Source organism: Kitasatospora sp. HPM-01-4 (assembly GCF_051374625.1).
Taxonomy (GTDB): domain Bacteria; phylum Actinomycetota; class Actinomycetes; order Streptomycetales; family Streptomycetaceae; genus Kitasatospora.
On record NZ_JBPQGP010000005.1, the window covers coordinates 7,466,984 to 7,482,862 of the forward strand.

Sequence of the window (15,879 nt, forward strand, 5' to 3'; positions counted from 1 at the left end):
AAGGGGTACGCACACCATGAGCGGCACGGTAGACCAGCAGGACGCCGGCACCGGCGGAGCTCCGCACGGACCGGCCGGGCGGTGCCCGATGGCGCTGCCGGCCACCCGCGACGGGCTCGACCTCGGCGACGGACTCGCCCGGCTGCGGGACTCCGGCCAACTCGCGCGGGCCACCACGGCGTTCGGCCAGGAGGCCACGCTGATCTCCCGCTACGAGGAGGTCCGGGCCCAACTCGCCGACACCGACGGCTTCCACGTCGGCTCGGTACCGCCGCCGCAGGTGCTGCTCGACGCGGCGTTCGACAGCGAGAGCGTCCGCCGGCGCCGGACGGTCGGCAACCTGATCATGATGGACCCGCCCGAGCACACCCGGCTGCGGCGGATGGTCACCGCCTGGTTCACCAGCCGGCGGGTCGAGCGGATGCGTCCTCGCGTCGTCGAGATCATCGACTCCGCGCTGGACGCGATGGAGCAGGCCGGACCGCCGGTCGACCTGGTGTCGATGTTCGCCAGGACCGTCCCGGTGATGGTGATCTGCGAGCTGATCGGTGTGCCCGAGGCCGAGCGGGAGCGGTTCCGGAATCCCTCCGCCCGGACCGCCGCACCGTCGGGACCGTCCTCCCCGCTGGAGGAGCTCAGGCGGCTCGGCGACGCCGGCTGGGTCACCCGTGAGCTGATCGCCCACCACCGCGACCACCCCAGCGACGACCTGATCGGGATGCTGCTGCGCGAACACGGGCCCGGCAGTGAGGCCGAGGACATCACCGACGACGAACTGGTCGGCCTGGCCAACGCGTTGCTCATCGCCGGACACGAGACCACCAGCCAGATGCTCTCGCTCGGCACCCTGGCCCTGCTGCGCCACCCCGACCAGCTCGCCCTGGTCCGCGACAGGCCCGACCTGGTCCCCGGCGCGGTGGAGGAACTGCTGCGCTACGTCGGCGTCCTGCACGGCGGCTTCGTCCGTGTCGCCACCCGGGACACCACCCTGGGCGGGCACCGGATCAGCGCCGGCGAACTGGTCGTCCCGGCCCTGGCGGCGGCCAACCGCGATCCCCGGCTGGTCGAGGACGGCGACCGGCTGGAGGTCACCCGCCAGCCCGTCAGCCACCTCGCCTTCGGCCACGGCGTCCACTTCTGCATCGGTGCCCCGCTGGCGCGCCTCGAACTGCGCGAGGCGTACTCCGCGCTGCTCGGCCGGTTCCCCGGACTGCGGCTCGCCGTACCGGAGTCCGAGCTCGAATTCACCGACGACACCACGGTCTACGCGCTGCGCAGCCTGCCCGTGACCTGGTGACACCCGCGCGTGCGGCCCGGCCGGAACCCCGGCCGGGCCGCCTTCGGCACCACCTGCTACGCCTTCGCGCCCCGGGCGAGCGACCGCGGCCGCCGCCGCGACCAGTGCCGGACCATCGGCCGCTCGACGCCGTAGTACAGCGCCGAGGCGATCGCGACGGTGAGCACCAGGTCGGCGCCGATGATCGCCAGCCCCGCCGCGTCGGAGAACACGGTCGACCCGAGGGCGAACCGCACGGCCATGTACACCATGAACTGGACGAGGTAGAAGGCATAGGAGATGTCGCCGAGCCAGACCGTCACCCGGCTGCGGAACACGCCGGACCGGCCCTCGACGTCCGCGATCGCGGCGGCCGCGATCAGCATCGCGAGCGGCAGCACGCTGACCGCCCGCAGCCCGTACAGATACGGTACGAACAGGGCGAGCACATAGCTCGCGACCACCAGCAGCCCCGCCCGCAGCGGGCCGACGTCCCGCCAGCGGCCGGTCATGACGGCGCGTGCGACCAGGATGCCCAGGGCGAACTCCAGCAGCCGCGACGGCGGGAAGATGTACGCGAGGAAGAGCTGCAGCTGGGAGGCGGGCCCGGTGATGACGTGCGGGGTCGAGGGAAGCGCCAGATAGAGGACCGCGGGAACGGCCACCGTCGCGGCGAGTGTCCCCGCGATCCAGTACCTGAGCCGGTCCGGGTCGATCCGCCGGAACCAGAGGTACAGCAGCGGGAAGGAGGCGTAGAACAGCGCCTCCACGCCGACCGACCAGCTCGGCATGTCGATGCTGAAGAAGACGTTGATGTCCGGTACCCACGGCTGGAGCATCGCCAGGTTGAGCAGCGCGACCCAGGCCGGGGTGATCGCGAGGGCGAACATCAGGCCCGCCGCCAGGTAGGTGACCAGGTAGTTCGGATAGATCTTGACGAACCGTCGGCGCCAGAAGGCTCTCGCGGTGTCGCCCGGCCGGGCCGACCAGGTCAGCACGAAGCCGCTGAGGATGAAGAACGCCTGCACGCCGATCCCGCCGCCCGGCAGGGCGAGCGCGTGGAGGCGGTCGTTGAACGCCGCGTCGCGAAAGAGCGTGAGGTTCGGGACGTTCTGCGAGGAGTGGTAGATCCAGACGGCGAACGCGGCGCCCCAGCGCAGCCCGGTCAGTGAGGGAAGGCGCGCGGAGAGCTGGTCCCGGGCCAGCGGCTTGGGCCGGGCGAGGGTACCCGTCATGGCGTGCTCCGTCCTGAGGCTGCGGGAGTGTCGAGGTCTGCCTGACAGGGTTCACCCCGGGTGGGCCGGGAGCATCTCCCCTGTTGCTGCAACTCGCCCACTGACCACGGTTGTTGCGCTGTGTCGTGCTGCCCTATACGGTGTGAACATGGCCAATGTAGACAGCGTAGACACTAAGTCGAACGTGCGATCCAATGTGCCCGCCTGGTTCGACATCTCGACCCCTGACTCCGAGCGGACACGCACCTTCTACAAGGAGCTGCTCGGCTGGAACGTCACCGTCCTGGACGAGACCTACGCGCTGGTGGGCGGCGCGGACGGTGAGCCGACGGGCGGGATCGGACAGGCCGGGTCCGGCAGCCCGTACACCGGGGTCGTCGTGTACTTCCCGGTCGAGGACGTGGAGGTGGCGCTGCAGCAGGTGGAGAAGCTCGGCGGCACCCGTCGGCTGGACCCGCAGTCCGTGCCCGGGCGCGGGCGGATCGCCGTGTTCATCGACCCGGACGGCAACCCCGTCGGTCTGGTGAGTCCCTGACGGATACGACCCGGCATGCGCGACCGCGGGGCGCCGAGCGCGCTTCGCGGTCGCGGAGTGTCGGGAGGCGGCGCGCCGCCCCGGCGGCCGCTGCCGCCTTCGGCGACGGCACGCGCCCGCTGTCCCGGGTCGCGCCGAGCCGGCCTCATGACATCGACAGCTAGGGAGACAAGCGTGTCCACCGTAGACTCGGACGCGGCCTCGGAGGGTTCCGAGCTCGCAGGGGAAGTCCCAGGGGCGGAGGCAGATCCCCGGCGGTGGCGGGCGCTCGGCCTGCTCGCCGGCCTGCAGTTCATGATCCTGCTGGACATGACCATCGTGAACGTGGCACTACCGCACATCCAGTCGTCCCTCGGGTTCTCACAGTCGGGGCTGGCCTGGGTGGTGAACGGCTATCTGCTGATGGCCGGTGGACTGCTGCTGCTCGGCGGGCGGCTGGCCGACTTCTTCGGCCGGCGGCGGCTGCTGCTGACCGGCGTGGCCGTCTTCACCGTCTCCTCGGCCGTGTGCGGAGCCGCCGTCTCCCAGGGGATGATGGTCGCCGGGAGGTTCGGCCAGGGCATCGCCGAGGCGATCGCCGCGCCCGCCTCGCTCGGTCTGCTCGCCCTGCTGTTCACCGATCCCAAGGAGCGGACGAAGGCCCTGGGCCTCTGGGGCGGCCTGGCGGCGCTCGCCGGAACGCTGGGCTACGTGATCTCCGGCGTGCTGACCGACCTGGTGTCCTGGCGCTGGATCTTCTACATCAACCTGCCGGTGGCCGTGCTGGTCCTGCTGCTGCTGCCCCGTATGGTCGCCGAGAGCCGGATGGTGCGCGAGGAGTCGGCCGGACTGGACGTCGCCGGCGCCGTCACCTCGACCCTCGGCCTGTTCGCCGTCGTCTACGGGCTGCTCCAGGCCGCCGACCACCCGTGGGGCTCCGCCAGTGTGGTGCTCCCGCTGATCGCGGGCGTGGCGCTGATCCTCGCCACGCTCATCGTCGAGCGCCGGGCGCGGAACCCGCTGGTCCCACTGGACTTCTTCGCCAACCGGACCAGGTCGGTGATCAACGTCGTCTCGCTGTTCTTCATGGCGTCGTTCATCTCCTACACGTTCATGCTGACGCTGTTCGAGCAGGACGTGCTGAAGTACTCCGCGCTGCAGGGCGGCCTGGCCTGGCTGCCGCTCGGCGTCGGCATCGGGGCCGGCATCGGCCTCGGCACCGCGATGACGCCCCGGTTCGGCGTCAAGGTGATCGCCGCCGTCGGCTTCGTCGGCGCGGGCGTCGGGCTGCTGCTGACCAGCGCGATCGACACCCACTCCTCGTACCCCGGCGGCATCATGCCCGGCATGCTGGTGTTCGGCGTGTTCGCGGGCGCCACCATGCCGGCCGCCACCAACGCCGCCCTGCACGGCGTCACCGTCCAGGACTCCGGCCTGGCCTCGGGCGTCCAGAGCACCATGCAGCAGGTCGGCAGCGCACTGGGCCTGGCCGTCCTGGTGGCCCTGGCGCTGCGGCACGCCAGCGGCGACATCCGGCACGGCGTGGCTCCCGACACCGCGGTGACGTCGGGTTACGCTCTGGCCTTCCGCGTCGGTGCCGCGCTGATGGTGATCGGCGGCCTGCTGGTCCTGGCGTTGTTCGAGCGCGTCAGCACCGAGATGCGCAACCCGATGGCGGAGCGGGTCGCCGAGACCCACTGACGCAGTGCCCAACTCCCTTCCCACGAGACCACAGGAGGTCAGGCCCATGGCTGCCACGAAGGATCAGACGCAGGCCCTCGACACCACCTTCAACGCGCCGATCGAGGTGGACGGCGCCTACCCGACCTATGTCACCGTGCCGGGCTCCGCGGAGCTCTTCGCGACCAGGCGGCCGGTCAAGGTCGGCGGGACGATCGACGGCCACCCGTTCACCGCCACCCTGATGCCCTCGGGCCAGGGCCCGCACTGGCTGCCCATCAAGGCGGCCCTGCGCAAGCTGGTCGGCAAGGACGCGGGCGCCGAGGTCACGGTCCACCTGCAGCAGCGGTTCAGCTGACGGTGCGCCCGCAGACGGCCACCGCCCCTGCGGGCGGTGGCCGTCGGCACGAGCACAGGAGCGCAACCTGGGACATGCCGCCCGGAGTCCGGGAGCGGGACGATGGGGCGGATTCTCCCGAAGAAACCCCCTAAGGAGTCGGTGAGTCATGGGCAAGGCATTCGTCATCCGCTATGAAATGCGACCGGAGACCGCGGACGAGAACCAGCGGCTGGTCGAGAACGTCTTCGCCGAGCTGGCCGAGGGGAATCCGGAGGGAATCCGCTACGCCTCGTTCCGGCTGGAGGACGGCGTGACCTTCGTGCACGTCGGAGTCGTCGAGGACGGGAGCAGCGCGCTGGCGGACACCGCGGCGTTCCAGGAGTTCCAGAAGGGCTTCGGTGAGCGGGCGGCCGGGAAGCCGGTCGCGAGCGGGGCCACGCTGCTCGGGTCGTACGGATTCGACAGGTGACCGGACTCGCGCGGTTACCGGAGCTGAGGGGCGAGCTCAGTACGCGCGAGGCCGATCTCGCCGCCGCCGCAGGGGACTTCGGGAACCTGGTGCGGCGCAGGCCGCTCGCCGTGTTCCGCCCCGCCGACGCCGCCGACGTGGCGGCCCTGGTGCGCTACGGCCGGGCTGCCGGAGTGCCGGTGGTACCCCGGGGGGCAGGCCACTCGGTCGACGGCCAGTCGCAGGTGCAGGGCGGGATCACGGTCGATCTGCGCTCGCTGGCCACCGTCCGCCCGGCTGGGCCGGATCTGGTCAGCGCCGACGCCGGAGCCCGCTGGAGCGCCGTCGTCGACGCCACTCTGCCGGGTGGCCTGGTGCCACCGGTCCTCCCCGACTACCTGGAGCTGACCGTCGGCGGGACGCTGGCCGTCGGCGGGCTGGGCGGCGCCAGCCACCGGTACGGCAGTGTCGCCGACAATGTCCGCGACCTCGACGTGGTCACCCCCGACGGCACGCTGCTCACGTGCTCGCCGACCCGCGACGCCGATCTCTTCGACGCCGTCCGGGGCACCCAGGGCCAGTACGGGATCATCACCCGGGCGACCGTTTCGCTCACTCCGGCGCCCGGTGCGGTCCGCCACTACCGGCTGCCCCACCGCGATCTGGGCACGCTGCTCGGCGACCAGCTGCGGCTGATCGCCGACGGCCGCTTCGACCATGTGGAGGGCCAGGCCCGGTACGTGGCCGGGGCGGGCTGGCGCTTCGTCCTGGAGGCCGTGGCCGGGTTCACCCCGCCCGAGGGGCCCGACGACCGGGAGCTGCTCGCCGGCCTGCGGCACGAGCGCGGCGGTGAGGAGGTCCGGACCCTCTCCCCGGGCGACTTCCTGCGGCGGGCCGCCCCGGTCGAGGCGCTGCTGCGCTCGCGCGGCTCCTGGCAGCACCATCCGCACCCCCGGTGCAACGTGCTGCTGCCGGGCCGCCACGCCGAAGCCGTCATCGCCGGGTTCCTGGACGGCCTCGACCCCGGCGACCTGGGCGCGGACAGCGGCCTGCTGCTCTACCCGGTGCCGACCGGGCTGCTGGCCGCGCCCAACGTGCCGAAGGCGCACGACATCGTCACCGTGCTGTTCGGTGTGCACTGCACCGTGCCGCCCGGCGATCCGGGGGCCCTGGAGCGGATTCGCAAGGGCAACGAGGCGCTGCGCACGGCGGCCCGGCAGGCCGGCGGCAGCACGTACGGCAGCCCGACCGCGTACCACGAGGAGCTGCACCGCGGTGAGGCCGAGCCGGCGCGGTGACGCCGACGCGGCCGCGGCCGGCACCCACCAGGAGGGTGGGCGCCGGCCGCTTCGGCACCGGTCGAGGAGTCAGCGACGGGCGCGCAGGGCGCGGTTGAACGCCCGCAGGTCGGAGACGAACAGGTCCGGTTCCTCCAGGGCGGCGAAGTGACCGCCGCGGTCGTACTCCGCCCAGTGCACGATGTTCGGGAAGGCGCGGTCGGCGAACCTGCGGATGGGCAGGGAGGCGTCGGCCGGGTAGACCGCGACACCGAAGGGGACGGGCAGCGGCGGCGGGGGAGTGGGCGGGGTCGGTGCGGTCGGCAGGATGTCGGCGACCTCGACGTAGAAGTTGCCGCTGGAGGCCGCCGTCGCGGTGAGCCAGTAGATCATCACGTTGGTCAGCAGCCGGTCCCGGTCCACGGCGTCCTCGGGGGACTTCTCGGTGTCCGCCCACGCCATGAACTTCTCGATGATCCAGGCGAGTTGGCCCACCGGCGAGTCGGTGAGCCCGTAGGCCAGGGTCTGCGGCCGGGTCGACTGGATCTTCATGTAGCCGGTCTGCTCCGCGCTGAACCGGCTCAGCAGTCCGAGACGGCCCAGCTCCGACTCGTCCAGGCCCGCGAGATCCGCCGGGTCGCCCGACGGGGGAGTGATCAGGAAGTTCACATGGGTGCCGGCGATGTGCTCGATGTCGAGGTGGGAGAGCGTCAGGCCGGTCCAGGCACCGAGGTCGCCGCCCTGGACCGCGTACCGGTCGTAGCCGAGGCTCCGCATCAGCTCGGCCCAGGCCCCGGCGACCCGGGGGAGGTTCCAGCCGGGCTCGGGAGTGGGGCCGGAGAAGCCGAAACCGGGAAGCGAGGGGATGACCAGGTGGTAGGCGTCGGCCGGATCGCCGCCGTGGGCGCGGGGGTTGGTGAGCGGTTCGATGACGTCGAGGTACTCGACCACCGAGCTGGGCCAGCCATGGGTCATGATCATGGGCAGGGCGTCCGGCTCGGGTGAACGCACGTGCAGGAAGTGCACGTTGGTGCCGTCGACCGTGGTGGTGAACTGGGGGTAGGAGTTCAGCCGGGCCTCGGCCCTGCGCCAGTCGTACTCGGTGCGCCAGTACTCGGCCAGCTCCTTGAGATAGGCCGACGGCACGCCGCGGCTCCAGCCGACGCCGGGCAGCTCGCTCGGCCAGCGGGTCGCCGCGAGGCGCCGCCGCAGGTCGTCCAGGTCGGCCTGGGGGATGTTGATACGGAACGGCTCCACCTAAGCTCCCTCTCTGTCTCTCTCGCACCGCCGAATCGACAACTCGGCGAATCCGGACGGGAAATGCCCGGAGCTGCGACCCCCGCGCCGGTCACGTTAGGGAATGCCGGAAGGGGGCGACAAGGGCGGTGGGGAGGGTGAGCAGTCTGGAAGAATTACGCCGCCCGTATCCCCGGTACCGTGAAAATCCGCGCAGATCGTTTCCGCTCGTTTTCCGTGCCGATGGGGAGGGCCGCACCATGGGAAATCATGTAGGCGATCACGCGGTGGTCCTGGGAGGAAGTATCGCCGGGTCGCTCGCCGCCCGGATGCTCGCCGACGCCTACCGCGAGGTGACCGTCATCGACCGGGACGAGCTGACCGGTGCCGTCGGTCCCCGCCGGGCGATACCGCAGGGGCACCACATCCACGCGCTGCTCGCCCGGGGCCAGCAGATCCTCGACGAGGTGTTCCCCGGCCTCACCGAGGAGCTGATGTCCATCGGCGTGCCCGTCGGGGACTTCGGCACCAGCCTGAGCTGGTACTTCAACGGTGAGTTGATGAAGAAGGCGGAGAGCGGGCTGACCTGCGTGGCGGCCGGCCGCCCGCTGCTGGAGGACCGGATCCGCCGCCGGATCCGCGGTCTGGGCAACGTCACCCACCGCGAACTGACCGATGTGCTCGGCCTGGTGGCGTCGCCGGACCGGCGCCGGATCACCGGCGTGCGGGTGCAGTCGCGGGCGCAGGGCAGCGCGGAGGAGGTGATCGAGGCCGACCTCGTGGTCGACACCACCGGCCGGGGCACGCGCACGCCGCGCTGGCTGGCCGAGCTCGGCTACCCCGAAGTCGCCGAGGAGCGGGTCACGATGGACCTGACCTACACCACCTGCGACTTCCGCGGCCCGCTGACCTTCGACCCGATCGGTGACGACATCGCGCTGATCCCGGTCGCCACCCCGGCCGTACGGCGCGGCGCCATCTTCGCCCGGATGCCCGACCGGTACGCGTTGTCGCTCACCGGGATCCTCGGCGACCGGCCGCCCACCGATCACCAGGGCTTCCTCGCCTACGCCGAGACGCTGCCCGTCCCGGAGATACACAAGGCCCTCCGGGACGCCGAACCGCTCGGCCCGCCGGTGTCCTTCCACTTCCCGGCCAGCATCCGCCGCCACTACGAGCGGCAGTCCAGGCACCCCGAGGCCCTGCTGGTCATGGGCGACGCGGCGTGCGTCTTCAACCCCGTCTACGGCCAGGGCATGACCGTCGCCGCGATCGAGTCGCTGGTGCTGCGCCGGCACCTGGAGCAGGGGCCCCCGAAGCCGGGCCCGTTCTTCCACGACCTCGCCAAGGTCATCGACGCGCCGTGGGAGATGTCCGCCGGGGCCGACCTCGGCTTCCCCGAGGTCGAGGGGCGCCGGACGCTCAAGTCGCGGCTGGGCAACGCCTATGTCTCGCGCCTCCAGGCGGCGGCGGTGGGCGACGGCGAGCTGTCGGTGGCCTTCCTGCGGACGGCGGGGCTGGTCGACGGGCCGCAGGCGCTCATGCGGCCGCGGGTCCTGGCGCGGGTGCTGCGCCGTCCGGCTCCCCGTCCGGCCGCCGCACCCGTCAAGCTCTGATCCCGGCGATGATCGCGTCCACGACGTGGGCGGCGAGCCGCTCCATGGTCCGGGCGTCCTCGCGCTGGTGGATCAGCGGGCCGCGGGTCGCCAGGTCGGCGAACCCGTGGACGGCGGACCAGCACGCCCATTCGGCGTTCTCACGCTGCCCGGGCGTCAGCAGCCCGGCGGTGACCATGCCGTCGAGCGCGTCCAGCAGCAGCTGGTAGGGCGGCGGAACCCGGCTGTCGGAGGCGGCGGCCGGGTCGTCCTCGCGCGAGTCGTCCTGGGTGAGGATCGCCAGCTCGAACCAGCCGGGCTCGGCCAGTGCGAAATGCACATAGCCCAGGCCGACCCCCCGCAGATGCCGCAACGCCCGTTCCGCCGCGTCGGCTTCCGGTGGGACCGCGTTCATCCGGTCGAGCATCGCCCGGGCGAGCAGGTCCTGGGCCTGTGCGGCGACGGCGAGGACAAGTGCCCGGCGGTCCGCGAAATGACGGTACGCCGCGTTCGGCGTGACGCCGACCGAGCGGGTGACCTCCCGCAGTCCCAGAGCGGCGGCGCCGCCGTCCCGCGCGACCTTCAGGCCGGCTTCGACCAGAGCGGTGCGCAGATTGCCGTGGTGGTACGAGCGCTTGCCGGTGACCAAAGCTGTGCCGCCTCCCGTTGCCGATATACGGTGTGAACATCGTGGTGTGGACAGTGTCTACTTCACGTCCGCCGGACACCAGTATGCGCCCATCCGGCTGGACGCCTCCGACCGCGTCCCCATCGGGAGTCCCGCCCCGACCAGCGGATTTACGGGCGGCCGGGGCGCAGCATGCCGGAAGTTGTCAGCCCGGCGGCGCGAAGCAGAACCTGTCAACCAGTGGGGTGGATCGCCCCCGTGTGAGCTCTTCCTGATGCGTCGTGTCCGCTCGGTGAGCTGAACAGGAGCGAGGGAATCGATGGAGACAGCAGTACCCGACGAAGCAATTGCCATCATCGGCATGAGTTGCAGGTATGCTCCGGACCTCAACTCGCCGGAGAGGTTCTGGGAATTCCTCGTCAACGGCCGGAGCACGGTCGGCGAGATGCCGGAGAAACGCTGGAAGCCGTACGCATCCGGCAGCCCACGGGCGACCGCCGTCATCCGGGAGACCATTCGCCGCGGCGCGTTCCTCGACGACATCGAAGGCTTCGACGCGGACTTCTTCGGCATCTCCCCCCGGGAGGCCGACTTCCTCGACCCGCAGCAGCGCTTCATGCTCGAACTCACCTGGGAGGCGCTGGCGGACGCGGGTGTGGCTCCGCTCTCGCTGCGCGGCACGGAGACCGGCGTGTACGTCGCGGCGAACTCCAACGACTACGGTCGGCGGCTGCTGGAGGACATCCCCCGCACCGGCGCCTACGCGGTGAACGGCACCACCTTCTACGGCATCGCCAACCGGGTCTCGTACTTCCTCGACCTGCGCGGGCCCAGCATGGCCGTGGACACCGCCTGCGCCGGTTCGCTGACGGCACTCCACCTCGCCTCCACGAGCCTGCTGTCCGGTGAGACCGGACTGACCATCGTCGGCGGCCTCAACATCATGGCCACCCCCGCGCTCAACGTCGCGCTCGACGCCGCCGGCGCGATGTCCCCCGACGGCCGGAGCAAGGCGTTCGACCGGAGCGCCGACGGGTACGGGCGCGGCGAGGGCGCCGGGGTGCTGGTGCTCAAGCGCCTCTCGGACGCCCGCCGCGACCACAACCCGGTCCTCGCGGTCATCCGCGGCAGCGGAGTGTTCCAGGACGGCCGCTCCGACGGCATGATGGCGCCCAACAGCGAGGCGCAGGAGCACATGCTGCGGCAGATCTACCGGCGGGCCGGGATCGCCCCCGCCAGCGTGGACTACGTCGAGGCGCACGGTACCGGCACGCCCACCGGCGACGGCGAGGAGATCACCGCACTGGCCCGGGTGTTCGGCGCGGACCGCTCCCCCCAGGACCCCTGCCTGATCGGTTCGGTGAAGCCCAACGTCGGCCACGTCGAAGGCGGTTCGGGTATCACCGGCGTCATCAAGACGGTGCTCGCGCTGCGGCACGGGCAACTGCCGCCCAGCCTCCACGAGGAGCCCCGGCCGGATGTCGACTGGGAGGCCAACGGCCTGTGCCTGGTCAAGGAGGTGCGGCCGTGGCCCGCCGGCGGGCGGAGCCGGCGGGCGGGGGTGTCCAGCTACGGCGTCGGCGGCACCATCGCCCACCTCGTGCTGGAGGAGAGCCCCGTGCCCGTCGGGCGCCCGGCGTCCCCGGCCGGGCGGGCGTCTGCCGCCAGGCCCGCCGTGTACCCCGTCTCCGCCGCCTCCGAGGCCGGACTGCGCGCCCTGGCCGGCTCCATCGCGAACTGGCTGGCCGAGCGCCCCGAGGCGGACCTGCCGTCGGTCGGGCACACCCTGGCGCTGCGCCGGTCGCACCTGGCCCAGCGGGCCGCGGTCGTCGCCACCTCCGCCGGGCAGCTGACCGAACGGCTGCGCACCCTGGCCGAGGGCCGCACCGGCTCCGGAACCGCCTCCGCCCGCACCGCACCCGGCCGAGGGGGCCAGGTGGTCTGGGTGTTCTCCGGGCACGGGGCCCAGTGGTCCGGCATGGGACGCCAACTGCTCGCCGAGGAGCCGGTGTTCGCGGCGGCGATCGACGCGCTCGGGGACGTCTACCGGGAGGAGCTCGGCTGGACGCCCCGCGAGGCGATCCGTGACGGCGGCCCGTGGACGGCGGCGCACGTCCAGGCCCTGACCTTCGCCGTCCAGATCGCCCTCGCCGACGTGTGGCGCAGCCGCGGGGTCGAGCCCGGCGCGGTCATCGGCCACTCCGTCGGCGAGATCGCCGCCGCCGTGGTCGCCGGCTCCCTCGACCGGGAGCAGGCCGCCCGGTTCGCCTGCCGCCGTGCGGCGGCGCTGCAACGCCTGGACGGCCTGGGCGCCATGGCCATGGTCGGCCTGCCGTTCGAAGAGGCGCGGGAGCGGCTGCGGAGCGAGGACGGCGCCGAGGCCGCGATATCCGCGGCACCGCAGTCCACCGTCGTCTCCGGCGGCACGGCGGAGGTCGCCGGGATCGTGGAGCGCTGGGCCGAGGCCGGCATCTGGGTGCGGACCGTCGACTCCGGCATCGCGTTCCACAGCCGCCACGTCGACGAGGTGGCCGGCGAGGTGGCCGAGGCCGCCCGCCGGCTCGACCCCCGGCCGCCGGCCGTCACCCTCTACAGCACCGCGCTCGACGACCCGCGCTCGGTGGCGGACCGCGGTGGCGACTACTGGGTGGCCAATCTCCGGCAGCCGGTACGGTTCGCCGAGGCCGTCCGGGCGGCGGTCGAGGACGGCCACCGCCTCTTCCTGGAGATCTCCTCGCACCCGGTGGTGGCCCACTCGATCCGCGAGACCCTGCTCGACCTCGACATCGAGGACGGCGCCGTGGCCGGCACGCTGCGGCGCGACACCGACGAGACCGGGACGCTGCTCGGCACCATGGCCGCGCTGCACTGCCACGGCGCGGCGATCGACTGGTCCCGGGACCACGGCGGCGGCGAACCGCTCCCGTTGCCCGCCGCCGCCTGGCAGCACCGCCCGTACTGGATCTTCGGCGAGGAGGGTGCGGACGCCGGCCTCGGAAGCGGCCACGACCCCGACAGCCACAGTCTGCTCGGCGGCCGGATGACCGTCAGCGGCTCCCCGTCCCGGCAGGTCTGGCAGACCCGCCTCGACATGTCCACCAGGCCGTACCCGCAGAGCCACGGGCTGGTCGGCGTCGAGGTCACCCCGGCCGCGTCCATCATCAACACCTTCGCGGCCGCCGCCCAGCAGGCCGACCCGCCCGCGCTGACCGACATCCTGCTGCGCACCCCGCTCGCGGTGGAACCGCCGCGCGTGGTGCAGATCGTCCGTGAGGGCAGGTCGCTGTCGCTGGCCACGCGGATCGCCGACGAGGGCGCGGCGGACGACGGCGACGAGTGGATCACCCACACGACCGCGACCCTCGATCCGGGCGCCCGGCCCCCGGCCGGGCGGATCGACGCCGCGGCACTCCGCGCCCGGCTGCCCGAAGGCTCGCTGACCAGGGCCGACGAGATGTTCGGACGGATGGGCGTCGAAGGCTACGCCTTCCCGTGGGACATGGAGGAACTGCGCCACGACGCCGAGGAGCAGTTCGCCGTCCTCACCATCGAACCGGCCCCGGCGACCCGGGCGAGCAGTTGGGCGCACGTCGTCGACGGCGCGCTGACGATCAGCGCGATGGTGGTGGCGCCGGGCGACGCCTCCGTGCTGTGGATGTCCCGCTCGATCGAGAAGGTCGTCTGGCGCGGCGAGCCGCCCGCGCGGATCGCCGTGCACAGCACACGCTCGCCCCGGTCGCCGCACGACACCGTGGACGTCCGGGTCGCCGACGAGCACGGCGAGGTGGTCTGCGAGGTCGTCGGCCTGCGCTTCGCCGCGGTGGAGCACCTGGGCACCGCGGTGCTGCCGAGGGACCTGGTGCACGAGATCGTGTGGCGGCCGCTGCCGGACACCGAGCCCGGCGCGGACGCGGTGGAGCAGGTGGTCCTCGTCGGGGACCCGGGGCTGACCGGCCCGCTGGCCCGGCAGTTCGCGGCCGCCGGCGTGCCCTGCGAGATCGCGGGTCAGGGGCCCGAGGCCCAGCTGCGGGCGGAACTGTTCACCCGGTCCGGCGCGGTCCTCGTGGTACCCGACCAGGCTCCGGCGGGCGAGCCGCTGGAGGAGGCGGCCGAGCGGGCCGCCTGGACGCTGATCAGGGTCGTGCAGCGCGTCGCCGAACTCCAGGCCAACGCTGCCCGGCGGTTCGCCCCGCAGCGCGTGTGGTGCCTGACCAGCGGGGTGCGGGCGGCCCACGACGAGCGGTCCGTCGCGCACGGCCCGCTGTGGGGAGTGGGCCGCATCATCGCGGGGGACCACCCGGAGCTGTGGGGCGGTACGGTCGACATCCCGGCCGTGGAGGCGGGCACCGGCGCGCGCCTGCTCGCCGTTCTGCGCTCCGCCGCGGGCACGGAGGACGTCATCTCGCTGACCCCGGACGCCGTCGAGGCGGCCCGGCTCAGCCGGATCGAGCGCAGCGCCGACGGGACGCCGCTGCAGTGCTCGCCCTCGGGTACGGTCCTGATCACCGGCGGACTGGGGGCGCTCGGGCTCGAAGTGGCCAGATGGCTGGTCGACCGGGGTGCGCGGCGGCTGCTGCTCACCGGCCGGCACGGACTGCCGCCCCGCGCGGAGTGGGACACCGTCGGCAACCCCGACCTGCGCCGCCAGATCGACAGCGTGCTCGCGCTGGAGGCGCTCGGCGTGACGGTGACGGTGCTCGCGCTCGACATCACCGACGCCGAGCAGGTCGCGGCGGCGCTGACGCCCGGTGCGCTGGGCCTGCCGCCGGTGCGCGGCATCGTGCACGCCGCCGGTGTCGTCAACAACGCCCTGGTCGACAAGGTGGAGCTGGACGGGCTCCGGGAGGTGCTCGCGCCCAAGGTCCGCGGTGCGATGGTGCTGCACCGGCTCTTCCCGCCCGGCTCGCTGGACTTCTTCGTGCTGTTCTCCTCCTGCGGCCAGTTCGCCCGGCTGTCGGGCCAGGCGAGCTACGCGGCGGCCAACTCCTTCCTGGACGCGCTGGCCGCGCACCGCAACTCCGGCGGCCACACCGAGACGCGCAGCCTCGGCTGGACGTCCTGGCGCGGGCTGGGCCTGTCGGCCGACATCGCCACCACCATGTTCGAGGCCAACTCCCGTGGCCTGGAGGCGGTCTCGGTGTCCGAGGCGTTCGCGGCCTGGGTGTTCGCCGACCGCTTCCAGGCGGACTACCAGGCCGTCCTCCGGGTGGTTCCGACCCCGGTACACACCCCGCGGCTGCCGATGTTCCGCGAGCTCACCGTCTCGGGTGAGGCCGAGGCGGGTGCGGGCGGCCAGCTGTTCGCGGCGGCGGAACTCGCGGGCCTCGACGCCGAGGAGGTCCTCGAGCGGGTCACGGCCGACGTGCGGGAGCAGGTGGCGGCCGAGCTGAACCTCGACCCGGCGGACGTGGAAGTCAAGCGGCCACTGGTCGAGTTGGGCGTCGACTCGGTGATGACCGTGGCGCTGCGGGTGCGGATGCAGCGCCGGTACGGGCTCGACCTCCCGCCGACCGTCCTGTGGGCCAAGCCGACGGTGGCGGCCCTGTCGGGGCAGATCGCCGAAAGTCTGCGGCCGCAGGACGGCTGACCGCCGACGAGCACGCGGCCGGCCCGTCCACCGGAGGGGCCGGCCGCGCGTCCGTCCGGCAGC

General features: G+C 72.7%; 11 protein-coding genes. 8 read left to right on the forward strand and 3 right to left on the reverse strand.

The genetic code is table 11. The features are described from left to right. The first annotated feature begins 16 nt into the window (after nt 1-16). Nucleotides 17-1,297 (forward strand): cytochrome P450, encoded by a 1,281-nt coding sequence (locus ACSMTC_RS32440; RefSeq protein WP_436563300.1) that lies wholly within the window; start codon nt 17-19, stop codon nt 1,295-1,297. 56 nt (nt 1,298-1,353) lie between these two features. On the opposite strand, the gene ACSMTC_RS32445 is transcribed toward ACSMTC_RS32440, so the two are convergent. Further along, nucleotides 1,354-2,511, reverse strand: coding sequence for an acyltransferase family protein (locus ACSMTC_RS32445; protein WP_436563301.1), 1,158 nt, complete (start codon nt 2,509-2,511; stop codon nt 1,354-1,356). Between the two features lie 184 nt (nt 2,512-2,695). Here ACSMTC_RS32445 and ACSMTC_RS32450 point away from each other — a divergent pair, with 184 nt between their 5' ends. The 5 genes from ACSMTC_RS32450 to ACSMTC_RS32470 all read left to right on the forward strand — a co-directional run bounded on the left by ACSMTC_RS32450 (nt 2,696) and on the right by ACSMTC_RS32470 (nt 6,791). Then, complete coding sequence (locus tag ACSMTC_RS32450) at nt 2,696-3,046, forward strand: VOC family protein (RefSeq protein ID WP_436563302.1); 351 nt, start codon at nt 2,696-2,698, stop codon at nt 3,044-3,046. 174 nt (nt 3,047-3,220) lie between these two features. Next, nucleotides 3,221-4,726 (forward strand): MFS transporter, encoded by a 1,506-nt coding sequence (locus ACSMTC_RS32455; protein WP_436563303.1) that lies wholly within the window; start codon nt 3,221-3,223, stop codon nt 4,724-4,726. Between the two features lie 46 nt (nt 4,727-4,772). Further along, the gene (locus ACSMTC_RS32460; protein ID WP_436563304.1) at nt 4,773-5,063 is read left to right on the forward strand and encodes a DUF1905 domain-containing protein; all 291 of its coding nucleotides are present in this window, start codon (nt 4,773-4,775) and stop codon (nt 5,061-5,063) included. A 148-nt stretch (nt 5,064-5,211) separates the two neighbouring features. Beyond that, nucleotides 5,212-5,514 (forward strand): hypothetical protein, encoded by a 303-nt coding sequence (locus ACSMTC_RS32465; RefSeq protein WP_436563305.1) that lies wholly within the window; start codon nt 5,212-5,214, stop codon nt 5,512-5,514. Next, nucleotides 5,511-6,791 carry an FAD-binding protein gene (locus ACSMTC_RS32470; protein WP_436563306.1) on the forward strand — a complete coding sequence of 427 codons (1,281 nt, stop codon included), beginning with the start codon at nt 5,511-5,513 and terminating at the stop codon, nt 6,789-6,791. The genes ACSMTC_RS32465 and ACSMTC_RS32470 overlap by 4 nt, the downstream gene beginning before the upstream one ends. Before the next feature lie 69 nt (nt 6,792-6,860). On the opposite strand, the gene ACSMTC_RS32475 is transcribed toward ACSMTC_RS32470, so the two are convergent. Further along, nucleotides 6,861-8,027: an epoxide hydrolase family protein gene (locus tag ACSMTC_RS32475; RefSeq protein WP_436563307.1), complete on the reverse strand. Its 1,167-nt coding sequence runs from the start codon at nt 8,025-8,027 to the stop codon at nt 6,861-6,863. A 239-nt stretch (nt 8,028-8,266) separates the two neighbouring features. Here ACSMTC_RS32475 and ACSMTC_RS32480 point away from each other — a divergent pair, with 239 nt between their 5' ends. Then, nucleotides 8,267-9,622 carry an FAD-dependent oxidoreductase gene (locus tag ACSMTC_RS32480; protein WP_436563308.1) on the forward strand — a complete coding sequence of 452 codons (1,356 nt, stop codon included), beginning with the start codon at nt 8,267-8,269 and terminating at the stop codon, nt 9,620-9,622. Here the strand turns inward: ACSMTC_RS32480 and ACSMTC_RS32485 are convergent. After that, entirely contained in the window at nt 9,612-10,250 is a 639-nt protein-coding gene (locus ACSMTC_RS32485) for a TetR/AcrR family transcriptional regulator (protein WP_436563309.1), read from the reverse strand. The genes ACSMTC_RS32480 and ACSMTC_RS32485 overlap by 11 nt on opposite strands. A 298-nt stretch (nt 10,251-10,548) precedes the next feature. Between ACSMTC_RS32485 and ACSMTC_RS32490 the strand changes: the two genes are divergently transcribed. Next, entirely contained in the window at nt 10,549-15,816 is a 5,268-nt protein-coding gene (locus tag ACSMTC_RS32490) for a type I polyketide synthase (RefSeq protein ID WP_436563310.1), read from the forward strand. Nucleotides 15,817-15,879: the final 63 nt, after the last annotated feature.

Coding starts and splice junctions, on each gene's coding strand:
- ACSMTC_RS32460 (WP_436563304.1), top strand. CDS start 4,773: ATGGCTGCCACGAAGGATCAGACGCAGGCCCTCGACACCACCTTCAAC.
- ACSMTC_RS32490 (WP_436563310.1), top strand. CDS start 10,549: ATGGAGACAGCAGTACCCGACGAAGCAATTGCCATCATCGGCATGAGT.
- ACSMTC_RS32445 (WP_436563301.1), bottom strand. CDS start 2,511: ATGACGGGTACCCTCGCCCGGCCCAAGCCGCTGGCCCGGGACCAGCTC.
- ACSMTC_RS32440 (WP_436563300.1), top strand. CDS start 17: ATGAGCGGCACGGTAGACCAGCAGGACGCCGGCACCGGCGGAGCTCCG.
- ACSMTC_RS32465 (WP_436563305.1), top strand. CDS start 5,212: ATGGGCAAGGCATTCGTCATCCGCTATGAAATGCGACCGGAGACCGCG.
- ACSMTC_RS32480 (WP_436563308.1), top strand. CDS start 8,267: ATGGGAAATCATGTAGGCGATCACGCGGTGGTCCTGGGAGGAAGTATC.